We start from the raw sequence: 14,813 nt of genomic DNA, 5'->3' as shown, positions 1-14,813 counted from the left end.
AAGGGCTCCACCTGACACGGTTCTCTCTTCAAATGCTTGAGCGTCCTGCTCCCGGTGCAAGTGCAGGGGCACGGAGTCGGGGGTCACCCTCGTAAAGTGCCCGGAGTTCCCCGAAGGCAGCGTTGCCGAGGTTCGTCAGGGCCGCGGCCCGGTCCAGCAGCGCCAGGTCGGCCTGGGTCACCCCTGCCGCGCCGATCAAGCCCCAGCGGTCGGAACTGGGAAAGCTGTCCACGCCGTGGACGGCAGCGAGGTCATGCACAACCTGTCCGCGCAGGTAGGGCCAGCCGTGCGCCTGAGGCTGGCTCCAGTCCCAGCCGTAGCGAACCGCGCCGCTCTCCCCGCCCCGGCAGCGCGCCCACACCTCGGTGGCCGTCTGAAACTGCCCGGGCTGGAGGTCGTGGGCGTCGTACGTCACCCCTGCCGCCCGGCGCTGCTCGGGGCCGAGCTGCGGGTCTACCCGGACCCAGCGGTTCTCCTCGTCCCGCCAGTATTCCGTGATCCAGTGGTTGTAGTGTTCCTCCCCGGTCATCACGAAGCCGCTGCGGACGCGGGCGGGCACCCCCTGATGGTGCAGCAGCGCAGTGAGCAGGACGGCGAAGTTCATGCAGTGCGCCGAGAGCCGCCGCTCCGGTGGTCTGGGCAGGGTGAGGTCACGCCCATCCAGCTCGAGGATGCGGCGCAACTTGGCCTGCACGCCACGGTGGGAGCCGTCCTGGGCATCCCGTTCGGGCGGAAGCTGGACGCCGAACAGGTGCGCGTCGAAGGGGTGCAGGACCAGGCCGCGCACGATCTCGCAGAGGGCGGGCACATCACGCGGCAGGTCGTGGAAGGCCGCGCGGTAGGGGCCGAGGTCGGTGTGGGGCCCAGGCTGCCGGAAAAAGTCCAGGGCGCTGTGTTGCGGAGTGGTCATCCAACCTCCCGTCCGGGCGACGAACGCCCGGCCTGCCGTGTGGGTTTGGCCGCGCGACCGCCCGTATTGTCGGTGAAGCCGGGAAAAACGTCTCAGGGTTGCACCACGGAAAGTTCGGGGCTACTGTGAGGACAGTTCTGTCAGGGAAATCGAAGGGGGCGTGGAGCCCCCCTTTCCTTTGGGAGAATGGGCGGGAGGGGGGAGCAGATGATTTTAGGGTGCCCCCTTCTCACCGAGGGCTGACGGCTGACCGCCTATCGCTCTATCCTCCCCCCATGACACGCCTCCTGATCGCCCTGGCCGGAGTGGTGCTGCTGGCCGTCACCGCGCTGGCGCTGGTGTGGCTGGCGGGGCAACTCCTGGTAGGGCTGGGCGCCTTCGTGGTCGGGATGGCGGGTGTGCTGGCGCGGTTGCTGCGGTTCCTGGTCGTGGCGGGCCTGCTGGGCGGCCTGACCTACTTCATTGCGAGTGCGTGGCGCCCTGCACGCGGGTCGCGGCAGTGAGGACTCCCGACCGGTTTCTGGGAAGGGCGGGGGTGTACGCGCAGGCCCGGCCCTCCTACCCGGACGCTCTCGGGCTGTGGCTTGCCGAGCGGGGCCTGCTCCTTGATGGCGTCGCTGACGTTGGCGCGGGCACCGGCCTCTTCACCCGCCTGCTGCTCGGGCAGGGGGCGAAGGTCCACGCCGTTGAGCCCAATCCCGAGATGCGTGCCCAACTGGCAGCGGCACTGGCTGGGGAAATCACGGCGGGCCGCCTCACTGTCCATGACGGGACGAGCGAGGCCACCGGCCTGCCGGACGCTTCCGTCGCCCTGATCACCGCCGCCCAGGCCGCCCACTGGTTCACCCCCGAGCCCACGGTGCGTGAGTTCCGCCGTATCCTGCGTCCTGGCGGTCAGGTCCTGCTCGTCTGGAACGACTGGCGGGGCGAGGAAACGGCCTTCAACAGGGCTTACGGCGAGACGGTCCGCCCGTTTCAGGAGGTGGGCACGCCGGATGTCGCCACCCGCGTCCCCGAGCAGGAGTTGCCCCACCTCCTGCCCGGGGGCTTCGAGCGGATCACGTTTGAGAATCCCCTCCCGCTCACCCGCGAGCGGCTGCACGGCCTGGCCGCCAGCGTGAGCTACCTGCCTTCACCGGAGGACCCCGCTTACCCGGCGATGACACGGGAACTGGATCGTCTTTTCGACCAGCATCAGCGAGGTGACGTGGTGACGCTCGCCTACCGCACGCACGCCTTCCTGGGCCGCCTGGATTGACGCCCAAGCCGTAACCCCCGCTTCAGTTCGGAAAACAAAATCCGTTAAACTATTCGATTGTGACGTGCGCTGACTCCTGAGCGACCCTCAGCCCCCAGCGCCCCTTCCCCCTTAGGCACCGTGGAGGCTTCTTGAGTTACTGGCGTAGTCAAATCAAACCGCTGCTCGACGCGGAAACCGGGACCCTTTTCAAACAGGCGCCCATCCGCGTCACGCTGGCGTTTCCCAACCGCTATTCCGTGGGGATGGCCTCTCTCGGCTATCAGGTCATCTACCGCATGTTCAATCAGGAGGAGGGCGTCGCCTGCGAGCGGGCCTTCCTCCCCGACGACGTCGAGGCGTTCGAGCGCACCGGGCAGGCCCTGCCCACCGTCGAGAGCGGGCGCGACGCGGGCGACTGCGAACTCTTCGCCCTCAGCGTCTCCTTCGAGCTGGACCTGACGAACATCATCCGCACGCTGGACGTAGCGGGGATGCACCCGCTGCGCGAGGAGCGGAGCGACACCGACCCCGTCGTGATGATCGGCGGCCCCTTCACCTCCTCCAACCCCTACCCGCTGACGCCCTTCGCCGACGTGATCGTGATCGGTGACGGCGAGCAGATCGTGCCCGTGGTGTCCGAAGCCCTGCGCGAGTCCAGCACCCGCGAGGAGTTCTACGACCTGATCGACGGGATGCCCGGCATCTTCCTCCCCGCCCGGCACGTCCACGAGCCGACGTGGGCGACCGCCCCCAAGGAACTGCTGCCCGCTTACAGCCAGATCGTCACGCCGCACTCGGAACTCAGCAATATGTTCCTGGTCGAGGCGCAGCGTGGCTGCCCGCGTCCCTGCACCTTCTGTCTCGCCCGGACGATGTACGGCCCCAACCGCAACAACCAGGCGCAGGAACTCCTCGACACCATCCCCGACTGGGTGGAGAAGGTCGGGCTGGTGGGCGCGGCGCTCTCCGACTTCCCACATACCAAGTACGTGGGCCGCACGCTGACTGAGCGCGGCATCAAGCTCGGCGTCTCCAGCATTCGCGCCGACACGGTGGACGAGGAACTGGCCGCTATCCTCAAGGCGGGCGGGCTGCGGACTTTCACCGTCGCCTCTGACGCGCCCTCCGAGCGCCTGCGCCGCTGGCTGAAGAAGGGGATTACCACCGAGGACCTGATCAAGACCGCGCAGATCAGCCGTGACCTGGGCTTCTCCGGCATCAAGGTCTACATGATGATCGGTCTCGGGACCGAGACCGACGACGACATCACCGAGCTGATCAGCTTTACCAAGGACCTGGCGAAGATCAACCGGGTCGCGCTGGGCATCAGCCCCTTTGTGCCCAAGCGGCACACACCGCACTTCGCGGACCCCTTCGCGGGCGTGCAGACCATCGAGAAGCGCCTCAAGCGCATCCAGAAGGAATTGCGCACGACCGCCGAACTCCGCAATGTGTCCGCCAAGTGGGCCTGGGTCGAGTCCGTAATCGCCCGCGGCGGCCCGGAAGTGGGCATGGCCGCCTACTCGATCTACAAGAGCGAGAGCATCGGCGCCTGGAAAAAGGCCCTGGACGAGGTCGGCTGGCGCGACGAGTTCGAGGCCAACATGCCGGTGATCGGCCTGCCGCCCGGCCAGTACGAGACGAAGGACGTGAGCGCCCACGCGCAGGGGCTCGCGGTGTAAAGGCAGAGGGCCGGGGTGCGAGAGCCCCGGCCTTCTATTTGTGGGTCAGAGGATGGAGGTCCGCGTTACTTCGTGCGGGTCAGCGTGCAGGACGCCAGCCCGTCCATCTTCCCCGTGTCGATGTAGTCGTCGAACAGGTCGAACACCTTCCGGTCCCCGAGATTCTTGGCGTAGGCCCCCTTCAGGGGCTGCCCGACCGCCACGGCCCCGGGTTCCCGCACCAGGCAGGCCTCGTAATCCCCGCTGCCCGTGCTCGTGAGCCGCATGGCGAAGACGAATTCGGGGTCCGAGTCGTCGGGGTCATAGAAGAACAGGTCGGCCATCGCCCGGTCGTTCATTCGGACGAAGGTGGGCTCGTACGAGGCCGAGTTCCTCACCTTGAAGTCACGGACCCCGACCGTCATGGTCCGGGCGGGGCCGGCGTCGGCGACCTGCGGAGTCATGACCCAGACCTGCCCCTGGGCAAGGATGGGGTCGGTGATCATGGCCGTGGTGGCGGTGGGGGCACAGGCGGCCAGGGTCGAGACGGCGGCGAGAGCGGCTATGGGCAGCAGAGAACGTTTCGTCATGCGTGCCCACTATACTCACCTTTCTCCCACGGTGTTCTCAAAAATCGTCATCCTTGTTGCTCAGGTCCAAGTGTCCCATCATTCGGCGGGTGCGGCTGTCCCCCGGCTCGTTCATGCTGAGGGCAATGAAGACGCTGCACGTACAGACGGCGGGGCCGCCGATCCCCTCATCGGCCAGGCCCTGTGGCGGCTGGAGGATGCGCGCTCGCGCGCCGTAGAGTGGTCAGCGAGGATTCGTAACCTGGACTGGGCACCTGCCCCCGGCCTGAGCAGCGCGGGCGACCCGCTCTACCACCTCGCAGCCATCGAACTCGACTGGCTGGGGAGTGAAGTGCGCGGCGACGACTTCCCCGGGGGCTGGGAGGAGTGGTTCCCGGTAGATGTGCGGGATGAGCAGGGCCGCCTGAGCGAGGTGCGGGGGGAGACGCGGGAACGCCACCTCGCGCGGCTCTCGTGGGTGCGTTCGGGACTGCTCGCCACTCTCAGGGTGATGACCGTGGCCGACTTCCGGGAGCCGCGTGTCCTCCCCGCCTACACCGTCACGCCCGAGTGGGTGCTGCACCATCTCGCCCTGCATGAGGCGCACCACGCGGGCCAGATCGCGTTCCTGGGCCACCTGCACCGCGCGGCGAATTCTTAGGCCCGCACCTCCCGCAGCTTCCGGTCGAAGAGCGGCGCGAGTTGAGCGTCGAAGCGGGCGAGCACCGGGCCGAGAATGGCAGTCAGCAACACGTACACCGCGGCGAGCGGTCCCAACGTGGGCACCAATTCCAACCCCAGCCCCGCGATCAGGATGCTGAACTCGCCGCGCGCGATCAGGGTCGTCCCCGCGCGAAACCGGCCACGGGTCTGCACCCCGGCGCGGGCCGCGCCCCACCAACCCGTCATGAATTTGGTGGCGCTCGTGACGGCAGCCAGCCCCAGCGCGGGCAGCAGCACGCCCGGCACACTGCTTAAGTCCAGTTGCAGCCCGAAAAACACGAAGAACACGGCGGCGAACAGGTCACGCAGCGGCTCGATCAGCCCGCGGGCACGCTCGGCCACCTCGCCCGACAGGGCGATGCCGACCAGAAAGGCGCCGATGGCGGCGGAAACCTTCAGCAGGTCCGCCACCCCCGCCACGACGAGGACCAGCCCAAACACGCTGAGCAGCAGCGCCTCGTTGCTCTGCACGTTCATCAGGCGGCTCAGGACGTGCCCGTAGCGCAGCGCCAGAAAGAAGGCCAGCGCGAACGCGGCGAGGGCCACCAGCAGGTTGATCTCGATGGCGATGAGCGTCCCGCCGATGAGCAGCGCGGCCACCACCGGCAGGTAGGCCGCCATCGCCACGTCCTCCAGCACGCAGACGGACAGGATCACGGGCGTCTCGCGGTTGCCCAGCCTGCCCAGGTCGCCCAGCACCTTGGAGGCGATGCCGCTGGAGGTGAGGTACGTCACGCCCCCCAGCAGCACGGCGGCCAGCGGCGGGAAGCCCAGGGCGAAGCCCGCCAGCAACCCCGGTGTGAAGTTCAGCCCCAGGTCCAGCAGGCCGACCTGCCGGTTCGCCCGCAGGTTGTCGCGCAATTCCTGGCTGGTGTACTCCAGCCCCAGCGTGAACAGCAGCAGCACGGCGCCGATCTCCGCCCCGATGTGGATGAACTCCGTGGGCGCGTCGCCCAGCGACATGAAGGCCCCCAGCCCGATCCCCGCGAGCAGGTACAGCGGGATGGGCGTGATGCCCAGCCGCCCGGCGGCCCGGCCCACGAAGGCGAGCGCGAGGATGACCGCGCCGAGTTCCAGAAAGAGTTGAGCCAAGGGCACGTCGAACCTCGTCGAAAGGGGAAAGAGGCGGGGACGGCGTGCGGGAAGGGGGTGTGGGGGAGGTCAGGCCCCGCCGTTCAGCAGGTTCGCGGCGCGGACCACTCCTTCGGGTGTGCCCACCACGACGAGCGTGTCCCCCGCGCGCAGCGGGAACTCCGGCCCCGGGGCGGGAACCGCGTGCCCGTCCCGCATGATCGCCACAATGCTCGCCCCGGTGCGCGTGCGCATCATGGTGTCGCCCAGGAGCCGCCCCGCGTAGGGGCTGATGCCGGGCAGGCTCACCCAGTCCATCGCCAGGCCCTCGATGTCCTGCGAGAGGCGCGACACGTGCCGGGTGATCGTGCTGCCGCCCAGCAGGTCGGCCATCGCCTCGGCCTCCTCGTCGCTCAGGACGATGCTCTGCCCGCAGGCGTCCGGGTCGTCGCGGCGCGAGACGAAGATTTCCCGCCGCCCATCCCGGTGCGTGATCACGCCCACGCGCTTGCCGAAGCGGCCGTCAAAATCGTGCCGCACCCCCACGCCGGGGAGAGGGGTTTCTTCCAGCTTGACCATGCCCCCAGGATAGGGCGGAACCGCCCGGCAGACAGTGGCCTTACAATCGTTAGGCCTCGGACCTATTTGAGCATTCAAGCTCATACCCTCGCCCCCTATTCGCGCGAGAATGGCGACCATGACCGCCTCCCTTCCCCGCCCGCAGACGATGGCGGAAAAAATTCTGTCCCGGCGCGGCGCGCAGACCGTCTATGCCGGGGACCTCGCCGTGGTGGATGTCGATCAGGTCATGGTCGTGGACTCCATCGCCCAGAGCTTCATCGAGCGGATGCGCCGCGACCTGGACGCCGCGCCGAAATACCCGGAGCGCGTCTCCATCGTGATCGACCACGTCGCCCCCGCCTCCACCGTCAGCGTCGCGCAGGCCCAGAAGGAGGCGCGCGAGTACGCCGCCGCCACGGGCGTTCGGCTCTTCGACGTGGGGCGCGGCATCTGCCACCAGGTGCTGATGGAGGAACGCCTCGCGCAGCCGGGCTGGATCGTCCTGGGCTCGGACAGCCACTCGACGACCTACGGCGCGGTCGCCGCCTTCGGCACGGGGATGGGCGCGACCGACATCGCCCTCGCCGCCGCCAGCGGCAAGACCTGGCTGCGCGTGCCCGAAAGCGTGAGGGTGACGTTTACGGGCGACCTCCGGCCCGGCGTGACGGCCAAGGACGCCGCGCTGGAGATGATCCGGGTGCTGGGGGCGGACGGTGCCACCTACCAGAGCATCGAGATGCACGCGGGAGACCGTTTTACCCGCGGCGAGCGAATGACGCTGGCGAACCTGTGCGTGGAGGCGGGCGCGAAAGCCGGACTCGTCGTCCCCGGTGGTGAAATCCTCACCGACTACGGCTACGACATCCCCGACTGGGTGTATCCCGATCCTGGCGCGGGGTACATCCGCGAGGTCGAGATCGACCTCTCCGCCCTGCGCCCCCGCATGAGCGCCCCAAGTGAAGTGGACAACGTTCACGATGTGTCAGAGCTGCGTGGCCTGAAGGTCGATCAGGTCTTTATCGGTACATGCACCAACGGGCGTATCGAGGACCTGCACGCCGCCGCCGAGGTCCTGAGAGGGCAGAAGGTCCACCCCTCCACCCGTCTCCTCGTCATCCCCGCGAGCAGTCAGGTTATGGAGGAGGCGATGGCGGACGGCACCCTGCTCACGTTGATGCAGGCGGGCGCGGTGCTCGGCACGCCGGGCTGCGGGCCGTGCATGGGGCGTCACCAGGGGGTGCTCGCCCCCGGCGAGGTCTGCGTCTCGACCTCCAATCGCAACTTCATCGGGCGCATGGGGGATAAGGACGCGAGGATTTACCTCGCCTCGCCCGCAGTGGCGGCGGCGACGGCGGTGGCGGGGCGGATCGCGCTACCGGAGGACGTAAAGGCGACGGTGGGGGCATGAGGGCGCATTCCGCCTGGATTCTCGGCGCGAACTTCCTGCCCTGTCTGGAACTCCTTGCCCGCGTGGGAGAAACGGTCCTCGACGAGGGGATGAGAGGGGCTTTCGAGGGTGGGCTGAGCGGCACCAATTACGACGAGGGCCTTTGGTACGACCTTCCTCTCGGTGTGCTGACCGTTGGTATAGCGAAAGAGGAAAGTGGCAAGGTCTTCCTGCGAGTCACTGCTCCTCACGGTTTCGCGCGTGCGGTGGACGCCGTGACCTTCGCCTGTGCCTCGTATCGTCTGGAGATCAACTGACATGCCCCGCGTCTGGAAGTTCGGCGACTCCGTCAACACCGGCGACATCCTCCCCGGCAAGTGCGCGCCCTCCATGGCGGCCGAGGACGTGTTTCAGACCTTCGCCTTCCACTCCATCCGCCCTACCGGCCGAAATGTCGGCGTCCGGTAACTTCCCGCTTCCCCGGCACGTCCGGGTCACCCGTCAGCCCCACCGCCATCCGGCGCAGCCGCTCGACCTCCAGCACACGTTCGGCCGAGGTCTTGTCACGCCACTCTTCGCGGGCGGGTGGCTCCTGCCCCAGCTTGAATTTCCGCACGGCCAGTCCGGGCTTCACGGCCCTCATTCTAGGTCGTCCGCTTGTAGGTCCTCAATGTCGGCCAGGTCCCGGGGTCGTCCCAGCGCCCGCTTATTAGCGATCAGGTCCTCGCGGGCAAGAAAAGGGACCCGGAGTTCACCGAGCTGGAGGAGCACGCGCCGGGGGTACGCCTCGTGAAACTCAACTCCGGTCAAGCCGGTCAGAATGTCGATCCGGTTGGGCTCGTACCCCAGTTGCAGCACCATGTCCCGCTCCTCCAGGTCGGCGCTGGTCAGACCAAGCGAGGCCATGCCGAAATCGTCCAGGGCCAGCAGCAGACGCTCGGCGTTTTCCGGGCTCACTTCCACCCACACGTCCAGGTCCTTCGTGTAGCGCGGCGTGCCATGCGCGGCGATGGCAAACCCTCCAGCGACCACATACCGGACCTGCCGTTCGTTCAGGAGCCGCAAGAAATCCTCGAAGTCAGCCGTTAGCATTCCCGTCATCTCCCGCCATCGTAAGAGGAGACCCCATGCCCCGCATCTGGAAATTCGGCGACTCGGTCAACACCGACGACATCCTCCCCGGGAAGTTCGCGCCCTTTATGGCGGGTGAGGACGTGTTTCAGACCTTCGCCTTCCACTACATCCGTCCCGAGTTCGCCGCGCAGGTTCGGCCCGGCGACGTGCTCATCGGCGGGCGCAACTGGGGCCTGGGCTCCAGCCGCGAATATGCCCCGCAGGCGCTGAAAAAGCTCCAGATCGGCGGCATCGTCGCGCCCTCCTTCGCCCGCATCCACTACCGCAACCTGCTGAACCTGGGCATCCCCGCCTTCGAGGCCGACCTGACCGGCACGTTCCAGGACGGGGACGAGGTGAGCCTGGACGCCCAGACCGGCGTGCTGACGTACGCGGGCGGCACGATTCAGCTTCCGCCGCCGCCCGAGTTCCTGCGCGAGGCGCTGCGGGAGGGGAGCATCCTGGCCTTTTTCAAGAAGTACGGGCGCTTTCCGGGGGAGCAGCCGCAGGAGCCCACCCCGTAAACTGGGGTTATGGCGACCCTGGAAATCGACTGCCCCGTGTGCGCCGAGGTGCTGGAACTCACCGACGCCGACCGCGCCGACCTGTCGGTGGGCGACGTGATCGTGTGCGACTCCTGCAACGCTGAGATGGAAGTGACCCGCAACGGCCCCGGCGAGGACTTCGAGCTGGAGCTGCTGGGCGTGCTGACCACCTGCCCGAGCTGCGGCGAGGAATTCGACGTGACCGAGGACATGCTGGCCGAGGCCCCCATCATCGAGGCCGAGGCCGGACACGTGGCGAGCATCGTCTCCTGCCCCCACTGCCGCGCCCGCATCGAGCTGGAGTTCGAGGAGGCGGAGTAGGCTAGACAATAGCGTCTGCAAACTGTTAGGAGCGTTAGCCTACCATTCGCAAGGAGAGGACCATGCCTACCATTCAATTTGAAAACCCAGAGACGGGCGCCACCATCGAACTGACCGACCCCGAACTCGGCGAACTCGTCATCGACGACGAGACCGGGGTGGAGTACGAGGTGGTGTCCATCGACCCGCCCCGGCTGGAGCAGGCCCCGCAGGAAGCGGAGGACTGGGGGGAATAAGCGTTCAGCCGTCAGCCGGGATGCCGAACGCTGACGGCTGACTGCTCCCCGGAGCCCTATGGCCGACTTAGCTGTTCTCTACGACCGCATCCGCCCCGACGAGAAGATGCTCTTCGAGGCGCTGGACAGCCTCGGCGTGCCCTACGACAAGGTCTACACGCCGCAACTGCGCGTGACCTTCGACGATGCGGGGCGTGTGCCCTGGCGTGTGGCGCTCGAACGCTGCGTGAGCCAGTCGCGTGGGCACGCCGTCACCCGGGCGCTGGAGGGGCTGGGCGTGCGGGTGATCAACCCCGCCCACGTCATCGAGTTGTGTGGCGACAAGCTCGCCACGAACGCGGCGCTGGCCCGTGCGGACCTGCCCACCCCCCGCACCGGCGTGGCCTTCGACGGTGAGGCCGCCCTCGCGCTGATCGAGGAACTGGGCTACCCGGTTGTCCTCAAGCCCACCGTCGGCTCCTGGGGCCGCATGGTGAGCCGCATCAACGACCGCGACGCCGCCGAGGCGATCATCGAGCACAAGGAGGTGCTGGGCGGCCCGCAGCACGGCGTCTTCTACGTGCAGGAGCTGATCCGCAAGCCGGGGCGCGACATCCGCGCCTTCGTGGTCGGCGGCGAGTGCATCGGGGCGATCTACCGCACCTCCGAACACTGGATCACGAATACGGCGCGCGGCGCGAGGGCGAGCAACTGCCCCGTCACGCCGGAAATCGCGGACCTCGCCCGGCGGGCGGCGGCGGCTGTCTCCGGCGAGATCGTCGCCATCGACCTCGTGGAGGACCCGGGGCGTGGCCTGCTCGTCATCGAGATCAACCACACGATGGAGTTCAAGAACTCGGTGAGCACGACGGGCGTGGACATTCCCCGCCGGATGGGGGAGTACGCGCTGGGTCTGCTCAGGGGCGTGGCCTCCGGCAAACCTGTTCCTGAACCGGTCCGATAGGCGGGTCCAGCAAGGGGGTGTCACCCCGAGCGGCGTGAAGGGTCCCGGATGCCCGCTGGGGGATGCTTGGCCTGCGGCTCAGCATGACCACTGGTAGGCACGTTCAGAATGAAGGCCGGATGTTCGACCCCAGCCTCCTCCAGAACCTGTGGCGGTTCTCCGGTCACGCGGAGGCCGCCGCGTACCTCGATCTGGTCGGCGACCTGCTCACGGGGTTGGGGCTGGAGGGCGATGACCGCCGCTTCCACTTCAACCCGACGACCGGGAGCAGGTACTTCCTGCCCCTGACGGTCAACCACCGCTACATCGTGACCAAGGGCCGGGATGTGCAAGGCGGGCCGACGTGGTGGCTGATCCATCCCGGTCCCCATGCCGTCGCGGAGGCGGAGGAAGCGGAGTTGCTCGCCTGGCTGGCCTTTGCCCACAAACGTCACGACGCCCCCGAAGCGGCGCCGATGCTCGTGCAGTACCGGGTGCCCTTCGTGCTGGATAACCTCGGCTGGCTCGCCCCCCGCCTCCTCGCCCTGGCCGCGCGGGACCTCGCTGCCTGCCGGGGAGCGACGCCCTGCCGGGCCAGCCACAACTCCCTCGCCTACGCCCTCGCCGCTGACGACGGGGCGCGGGAGGTGCTGGCCGGCGTGGCCTTTGCGGGGTGTCCCCGTTCTCCCCGGCGCGGCCACCCGCGAACCTAGGCGCTCTGGCCTAGGCCCTTTTCCGGGCTTGATCTGCCCGGCTTTGGGGTTCATCATACCGTCTTATGATTGAGATACTTCCAAGCTTGGAACCATGATGGATCCCACCGCCCAGGCCAACGCACCGAACGGGGACACGGGCACCGACGCCGCCCGGCTCGGTCAGGAGATGAAGCGGCTGCACCGCCTGATCAGCAGCCGGGTCCTCCTGAACATGCAGGACGAGCTTCAGGACCACGACCTGACCTTTACCCAGATGACGGCCCTGCACCAGCTTCGCGCCCAGGCGCCCCTGACCGTCTCGGCGCTGGCGGAACGCGCCCGGCTGAGCCTGCCCGCGGCCAGCCACCTCGTGGAGCGGCTGGTGCGCCGGGGGTTCGCCGAGCGACGGGAGAACCCGGAGAACCGCCGCGAAAAGCTCGTCGTTCCCACCGCCCAGGGGCTGGACGTGGTGACGCGTATGGACGCCCAGTTCATCGGGGCCTACGAGGCGGCCTTCCGCGAGGTGAGACCCGAGACGATTCGCGCCGCCACCGCCGCCGTCCGCGCCCTGGTCGCCGAGGTCGGCTCCGGCCCCGGCTGCGCCCCCCCTTCCCAGGAGGATTCATGACTGCCCCCACTCCCCAAGGCGCCCCGCCCGCGCGCATCAACTACGCGCAGACCCTCGACATGGCGACCAAGCGCGTGATCCTGTTCGGCGTGCTGCTGGGGCTGTTTCTCAGCGCGCTCGACCAGACCATCGTGGCGACCGCCATGCCGCGTATCGCCGCCGACCTCAACGGCCTGAACCTCTACACCTGGGTCACGACCGCCTACCTCCTCACGAACACGGCGCTCGTGCCCATCTACGGCAAGCTCTCGGACCTGTATGGGCGCAAGCCCATTCTGATGTTCGGCATCCTGGTGTTCCTGTTCGGCTCGGCGCTGTGCGGCCTGAGCGGCGAGCCCTTCCTGGGCGACCTCTTCGGCGGCGGAATGATGCAGCTCGTCGTGTTCCGCGGCCTTCAGGGGATCGGGGCGGCGGCGCTGGGCTCGGTCGCCTTCGCCATCATCGCCGACCTGTTCGAACCCATCGACCGGCCCCGCTACCAGGGCCTCTTCGGCGCCGTGTTCGGCCTGAGCAGCGTGATCGGCCCGCTGCTGGGCGGCTTCCTGACCGACAACATCTCCTGGCGCTGGGTGTTCTACGTGAACCTGCCGCTGGGCCTGATCGCGCTGGCCTTTATCGCCAGCAAGATGCCCCGCCTCGCCAGCGGGCTCCAGGCGCGGGTGGACTGGCTGGGCGCCGCGCTCATCATCGTGTTCGCCGTGCCGCTGCTGCTGGCCCTGACCTGGGGCGCGGACGGCAACTATGGCTGGACGAGCCCCACCATCCTGGGCCTCTTCGGCCTGAGCGCCGCCGCCCTGATCGCCTTCCTGTTCGCCCAGTCCCGGCACCCCAGCCCCATCCTGCCGCTGACCCTCTTTCGCAACCCGACCTTCGCCTGGGGGGCGGTCGCGCGCTTCCTGATCGGGGCGGGCTTTCTCGGCGCGATCCTCTTCCTGAGCCTCTACCTCGTGCAGGTGCAGGGCGTGAGCGCGACCAAGGCGGGGACCGCCACCATTCCGCTGACGGTGGGCCTGATCATCGGGGCCATCGGCTCGGGCCAGATCGCCAGCCGCATCGGGCGTTACAAGCCCCTCATGCTGATCGGGCTGGTCGTCGCCGCGCTGGGTTTTTTCAGCCTCAGCACGCTGAACGCCGACACGCCCTACTCCGCCGTGGTGCTGAGGATGGTCCTGCTGGGCCTGGGCCTGGGTCCCGCGCTGCCGCTGTACACGACCGCCCTGCAACTCTCGGTCAAGCCCTGGGAGATCGGCGTGGCGACGAGCGCCGGGCAGTTCTTCCAGCAGATGGGCGGCACCATCGGCACGGCCGTCTTCGGCGCGGTCCTCACCGCGGGCCTGACGACCAACCTCGCCACCCAGTTCGCCGCGCAGGCCGCCGCCCAGCAGGGCACCGTCGCCACCACCCTGAAGGGCATCAGCGCGGGGATTCGCAGCGGGTCGGGCGAGAACCGCAACCAGGACCGCAACGCCACGCCGCAGAGCCCCGAGCAGATCCGGGCGACCTTCGCAGGGTTGCGCCGCAACGTCACGCAGGCCATCGAGACGGGCGACCGGGAGGCCATCGCCGCCATTCAGAACAACAAGACGCTGCCTGACGAGGCGAAACAGCAGCTCACGAACATCCCCGCCGGGGGCGTGGCCGCGGGCGTGACTGCCGGATTCGGGCAGGCCTACAATGCCATCGCCGCGGCTGTGAACAGCGGCGATCCAGCCCGCCTCGCTGCCGCCGCGGCCAACCCGCAGCTTCCCGCCGAGTTGCGCGCCCGCCTCGCGCAGATTCCCGCGCAGGCGCTCGCCAGCCCGCAGGCCCGCGCGCAAATCCTGGCCGGGATCAAGCAGGGGCTTGATGCCGCTGCCGCCGCCGCCGCGCGGCAGGCCCAGCAGCAGGCGCTCAGCGCCGCCCTGAAGGGCGTGAACGACGGTGAGCAGGTCGCGCTCCTGAGTGCCCGCGCGACGAAGGTTGCCTTCGCGCAGACCGTCGCCTCCATCTACCGTTACTCCATCGTGGTGGCGGCCCTCGCCTTCCTCGCCACGCTGATGATGCCCAACCTCAGCATGCCGACCCGGCAGAAGGGCGAGCGGATGGCCCCGGCACACGCCGAAATCTGAGCGGGGCAGGAGGAGAGGCGGGCGCGGAATTCCACGCCCGCCCCTCTTTTTCCTGAGCTTGAGCGGTGTCCCTCACTGCGTCGTCTGGGAAGGGTGGCTCTTCCACTGGCCCTGGACGCCAGC

General features: G+C 68.3%; 19 protein-coding genes and 1 pseudogene. 14 read left to right on the top strand and 6 right to left on the bottom strand.

The window, feature by feature from the left end; translation table 11 throughout:
- Positions 1–28 precede the first annotated feature (28 nt).
- Positions 29–910: a transglutaminase-like domain-containing protein gene (locus DAERI_RS05050; protein ID WP_103128348.1), complete on the bottom strand. Its 882-nt coding sequence runs from the start codon at positions 908–910 to the stop codon at positions 29–31.
- A gap of 275 nt (positions 911–1,185) precedes the next feature.
- Here DAERI_RS05050 and DAERI_RS05045 point away from each other — a divergent pair, with 275 nt between their 5' ends.
- From DAERI_RS05045 to DAERI_RS05035, 3 genes are all read left to right on the top strand, one after another.
- On the top strand, positions 1,186–1,413 hold the full coding sequence (locus tag DAERI_RS05045; protein WP_103128347.1) for a hypothetical protein: 228 nt from the start codon (positions 1,186–1,188) through the stop codon (positions 1,411–1,413).
- The gene (locus tag DAERI_RS05040) at positions 1,410–2,168 is read left to right on the top strand and encodes a class I SAM-dependent methyltransferase (protein ID WP_235610261.1); all 759 of its coding nucleotides are present in this window, start codon (positions 1,410–1,412) and stop codon (positions 2,166–2,168) included. Before DAERI_RS05045 ends, DAERI_RS05040 begins: the two co-directional genes overlap by 4 nt.
- A 131-nt stretch (positions 2,169–2,299) precedes the next feature.
- Entirely contained in the window at positions 2,300–3,832 is a 1,533-nt protein-coding gene (locus DAERI_RS05035; protein WP_103128345.1) for a B12-binding domain-containing radical SAM protein, read from the top strand.
- A gap of 65 nt (positions 3,833–3,897) precedes the next feature.
- On the opposite strand, the gene DAERI_RS05030 is transcribed toward DAERI_RS05035, so the two are convergent.
- Positions 3,898–4,401, bottom strand: coding sequence for a hypothetical protein (locus DAERI_RS05030; RefSeq protein ID WP_165794079.1), 504 nt, complete (start codon positions 4,399–4,401; stop codon positions 3,898–3,900).
- Between the two features lie 70 nt (positions 4,402–4,471).
- Between DAERI_RS05030 and DAERI_RS05025 the strand changes: the two genes are divergently transcribed.
- Positions 4,472–5,041, top strand: a complete 570-nt coding sequence (locus DAERI_RS05025; RefSeq protein WP_165794078.1) for a DinB family protein — start codon at positions 4,472–4,474, stop codon at positions 5,039–5,041.
- Here the strand turns inward: DAERI_RS05025 and DAERI_RS05020 are convergent.
- Both DAERI_RS05020 and DAERI_RS05015 read right to left on the bottom strand, forming a co-directional pair.
- A complete protein-coding gene (locus DAERI_RS05020; RefSeq protein WP_103128342.1) occupies positions 5,038–6,201 on the bottom strand; it encodes a cation:proton antiporter in 1,164 nt (387 codons plus the stop codon). The genes DAERI_RS05025 and DAERI_RS05020 overlap by 4 nt on opposite strands.
- Positions 6,202–6,264: 63 nt before the next feature.
- Positions 6,265–6,753 (bottom strand): cation:proton antiporter regulatory subunit, encoded by a 489-nt coding sequence (locus tag DAERI_RS05015; RefSeq protein WP_103128341.1) that lies wholly within the window; start codon positions 6,751–6,753, stop codon positions 6,265–6,267.
- Positions 6,754–6,871: 118 nt separating this feature from the next.
- Here DAERI_RS05015 and DAERI_RS05010 point away from each other — a divergent pair, with 118 nt between their 5' ends.
- The 3 genes and pseudogenes from DAERI_RS05010 to DAERI_RS05000 all read left to right on the top strand — a co-directional run.
- Positions 6,872–8,143 carry a homoaconitate hydratase family protein gene (locus DAERI_RS05010; protein WP_165794077.1) on the top strand — a complete coding sequence of 424 codons (1,272 nt, stop codon included), beginning with the start codon at positions 6,872–6,874 and terminating at the stop codon, positions 8,141–8,143.
- Entirely contained in the window at positions 8,140–8,439 is a 300-nt protein-coding gene (locus tag DAERI_RS05005; RefSeq protein WP_103128339.1) for a hypothetical protein, read from the top strand. The genes DAERI_RS05010 and DAERI_RS05005 overlap by 4 nt, the downstream gene beginning before the upstream one ends.
- A gap of 1 nt (position 8,440) precedes the next feature.
- Positions 8,441–8,563 (top strand): annotated as a pseudogene (locus tag DAERI_RS05000) (homoaconitate hydratase); the annotation flags it as partial.
- Here the strand turns inward: DAERI_RS05000 and DAERI_RS04995 are convergent.
- Positions 8,562–8,756: a hypothetical protein gene (locus tag DAERI_RS04995; protein ID WP_103128338.1), complete on the bottom strand. Its 195-nt coding sequence runs from the start codon at positions 8,754–8,756 to the stop codon at positions 8,562–8,564. The pseudogene DAERI_RS05000 and the gene DAERI_RS04995 sit on opposite strands and share 2 nt — an antisense overlap.
- 5 nt (positions 8,757–8,761) lie before the next feature.
- Entirely contained in the window at positions 8,762–9,223 is a 462-nt protein-coding gene (locus tag DAERI_RS04990; RefSeq protein WP_201262719.1) for a nucleotidyl transferase AbiEii/AbiGii toxin family protein, read from the bottom strand.
- Positions 9,224–9,249: 26 nt separating this feature from the next.
- Between DAERI_RS04990 and DAERI_RS04985 the strand changes: the two genes are divergently transcribed.
- The 7 genes from DAERI_RS04985 to DAERI_RS04955 all read left to right on the top strand — a co-directional run bounded on the left by DAERI_RS04985 (position 9,250) and on the right by DAERI_RS04955 (position 14,690).
- Positions 9,250–9,759, top strand: a complete 510-nt coding sequence (locus tag DAERI_RS04985) for a LeuD/DmdB family oxidoreductase small subunit (protein ID WP_103128336.1) — start codon at positions 9,250–9,252, stop codon at positions 9,757–9,759.
- Positions 9,760–9,768: 9 nt separating this feature from the next.
- Positions 9,769–10,101 (top strand): hypothetical protein, encoded by a 333-nt coding sequence (locus DAERI_RS04980; protein ID WP_165794076.1) that lies wholly within the window; start codon positions 9,769–9,771, stop codon positions 10,099–10,101.
- A gap of 62 nt (positions 10,102–10,163) precedes the next feature.
- Positions 10,164–10,337 (top strand): lysine biosynthesis protein LysW, encoded by a 174-nt coding sequence (gene lysW, locus DAERI_RS04975; RefSeq protein WP_102127425.1) that lies wholly within the window; start codon positions 10,164–10,166, stop codon positions 10,335–10,337.
- Positions 10,338–10,395: 58 nt separating this feature from the next.
- On the top strand, positions 10,396–11,280 hold the full coding sequence (gene lysX, locus DAERI_RS04970) for a lysine biosynthesis protein LysX (RefSeq protein ID WP_165794075.1): 885 nt from the start codon (positions 10,396–10,398) through the stop codon (positions 11,278–11,280).
- A 119-nt stretch (positions 11,281–11,399) separates the two neighbouring features.
- Positions 11,400–11,972, top strand: coding sequence for a hypothetical protein (locus tag DAERI_RS04965; protein ID WP_103128334.1), 573 nt, complete (start codon positions 11,400–11,402; stop codon positions 11,970–11,972).
- A gap of 94 nt (positions 11,973–12,066) precedes the next feature.
- Positions 12,067–12,582 (top strand): MarR family winged helix-turn-helix transcriptional regulator, encoded by a 516-nt coding sequence (locus DAERI_RS04960; RefSeq protein ID WP_103128333.1) that lies wholly within the window; start codon positions 12,067–12,069, stop codon positions 12,580–12,582.
- A complete protein-coding gene (locus DAERI_RS04955; protein ID WP_103128332.1) occupies positions 12,579–14,690 on the top strand; it encodes an MDR family MFS transporter in 2,112 nt (703 codons plus the stop codon). The genes DAERI_RS04960 and DAERI_RS04955 overlap by 4 nt, the downstream gene beginning before the upstream one ends.
- The last annotated feature ends 123 nt before the right edge of the window (positions 14,691–14,813 follow it).

It is taken from the genome of Deinococcus aerius, assembly GCF_002897375.1.
Taxonomy (GTDB): domain Bacteria; phylum Deinococcota; class Deinococci; order Deinococcales; family Deinococcaceae; genus Deinococcus; species Deinococcus aerius.
The sequence above is the reverse complement of the archived record's forward strand: the minus strand, read 5'-3'. Positions and strand labels throughout refer to the sequence as shown.

Coding starts and splice junctions, on each gene's coding strand:
- DAERI_RS04980 (WP_165794076.1), top strand. CDS start 9,769: ATGGCGACCCTGGAAATCGACTGCCCCGTGTGCGCCGAGGTGCTGGAA.
- DAERI_RS04990 (WP_201262719.1), bottom strand. CDS start 9,223: ATGACGGGAATGCTAACGGCTGACTTCGAGGATTTCTTGCGGCTCCTG.
- DAERI_RS05005 (WP_103128339.1), top strand. CDS start 8,140: ATGAGGGCGCATTCCGCCTGGATTCTCGGCGCGAACTTCCTGCCCTGT.
- DAERI_RS04965 (WP_103128334.1), top strand. CDS start 11,400: ATGTTCGACCCCAGCCTCCTCCAGAACCTGTGGCGGTTCTCCGGTCAC.
- lysX (WP_165794075.1), top strand. CDS start 10,396: ATGGCCGACTTAGCTGTTCTCTACGACCGCATCCGCCCCGACGAGAAG.
- DAERI_RS05015 (WP_103128341.1), bottom strand. CDS start 6,753: ATGGTCAAGCTGGAAGAAACCCCTCTCCCCGGCGTGGGGGTGCGGCAC.
- DAERI_RS04985 (WP_103128336.1), top strand. CDS start 9,250: ATGCCCCGCATCTGGAAATTCGGCGACTCGGTCAACACCGACGACATC.
- lysW (WP_102127425.1), top strand. CDS start 10,164: ATGCCTACCATTCAATTTGAAAACCCAGAGACGGGCGCCACCATCGAA.
- DAERI_RS04960 (WP_103128333.1), top strand. CDS start 12,067: ATGATGGATCCCACCGCCCAGGCCAACGCACCGAACGGGGACACGGGC.
- DAERI_RS05030 (WP_165794079.1), bottom strand. CDS start 4,401: ATGACGAAACGTTCTCTGCTGCCCATAGCCGCTCTCGCCGCCGTCTCG.
- DAERI_RS04955 (WP_103128332.1), top strand. CDS start 12,579: ATGACTGCCCCCACTCCCCAAGGCGCCCCGCCCGCGCGCATCAACTAC.
- DAERI_RS05010 (WP_165794077.1), top strand. CDS start 6,872: ATGACCGCCTCCCTTCCCCGCCCGCAGACGATGGCGGAAAAAATTCTG.
- DAERI_RS05050 (WP_103128348.1), bottom strand. CDS start 910: ATGACCACTCCGCAACACAGCGCCCTGGACTTTTTCCGGCAGCCTGGG.
- DAERI_RS05045 (WP_103128347.1), top strand. CDS start 1,186: ATGACACGCCTCCTGATCGCCCTGGCCGGAGTGGTGCTGCTGGCCGTC.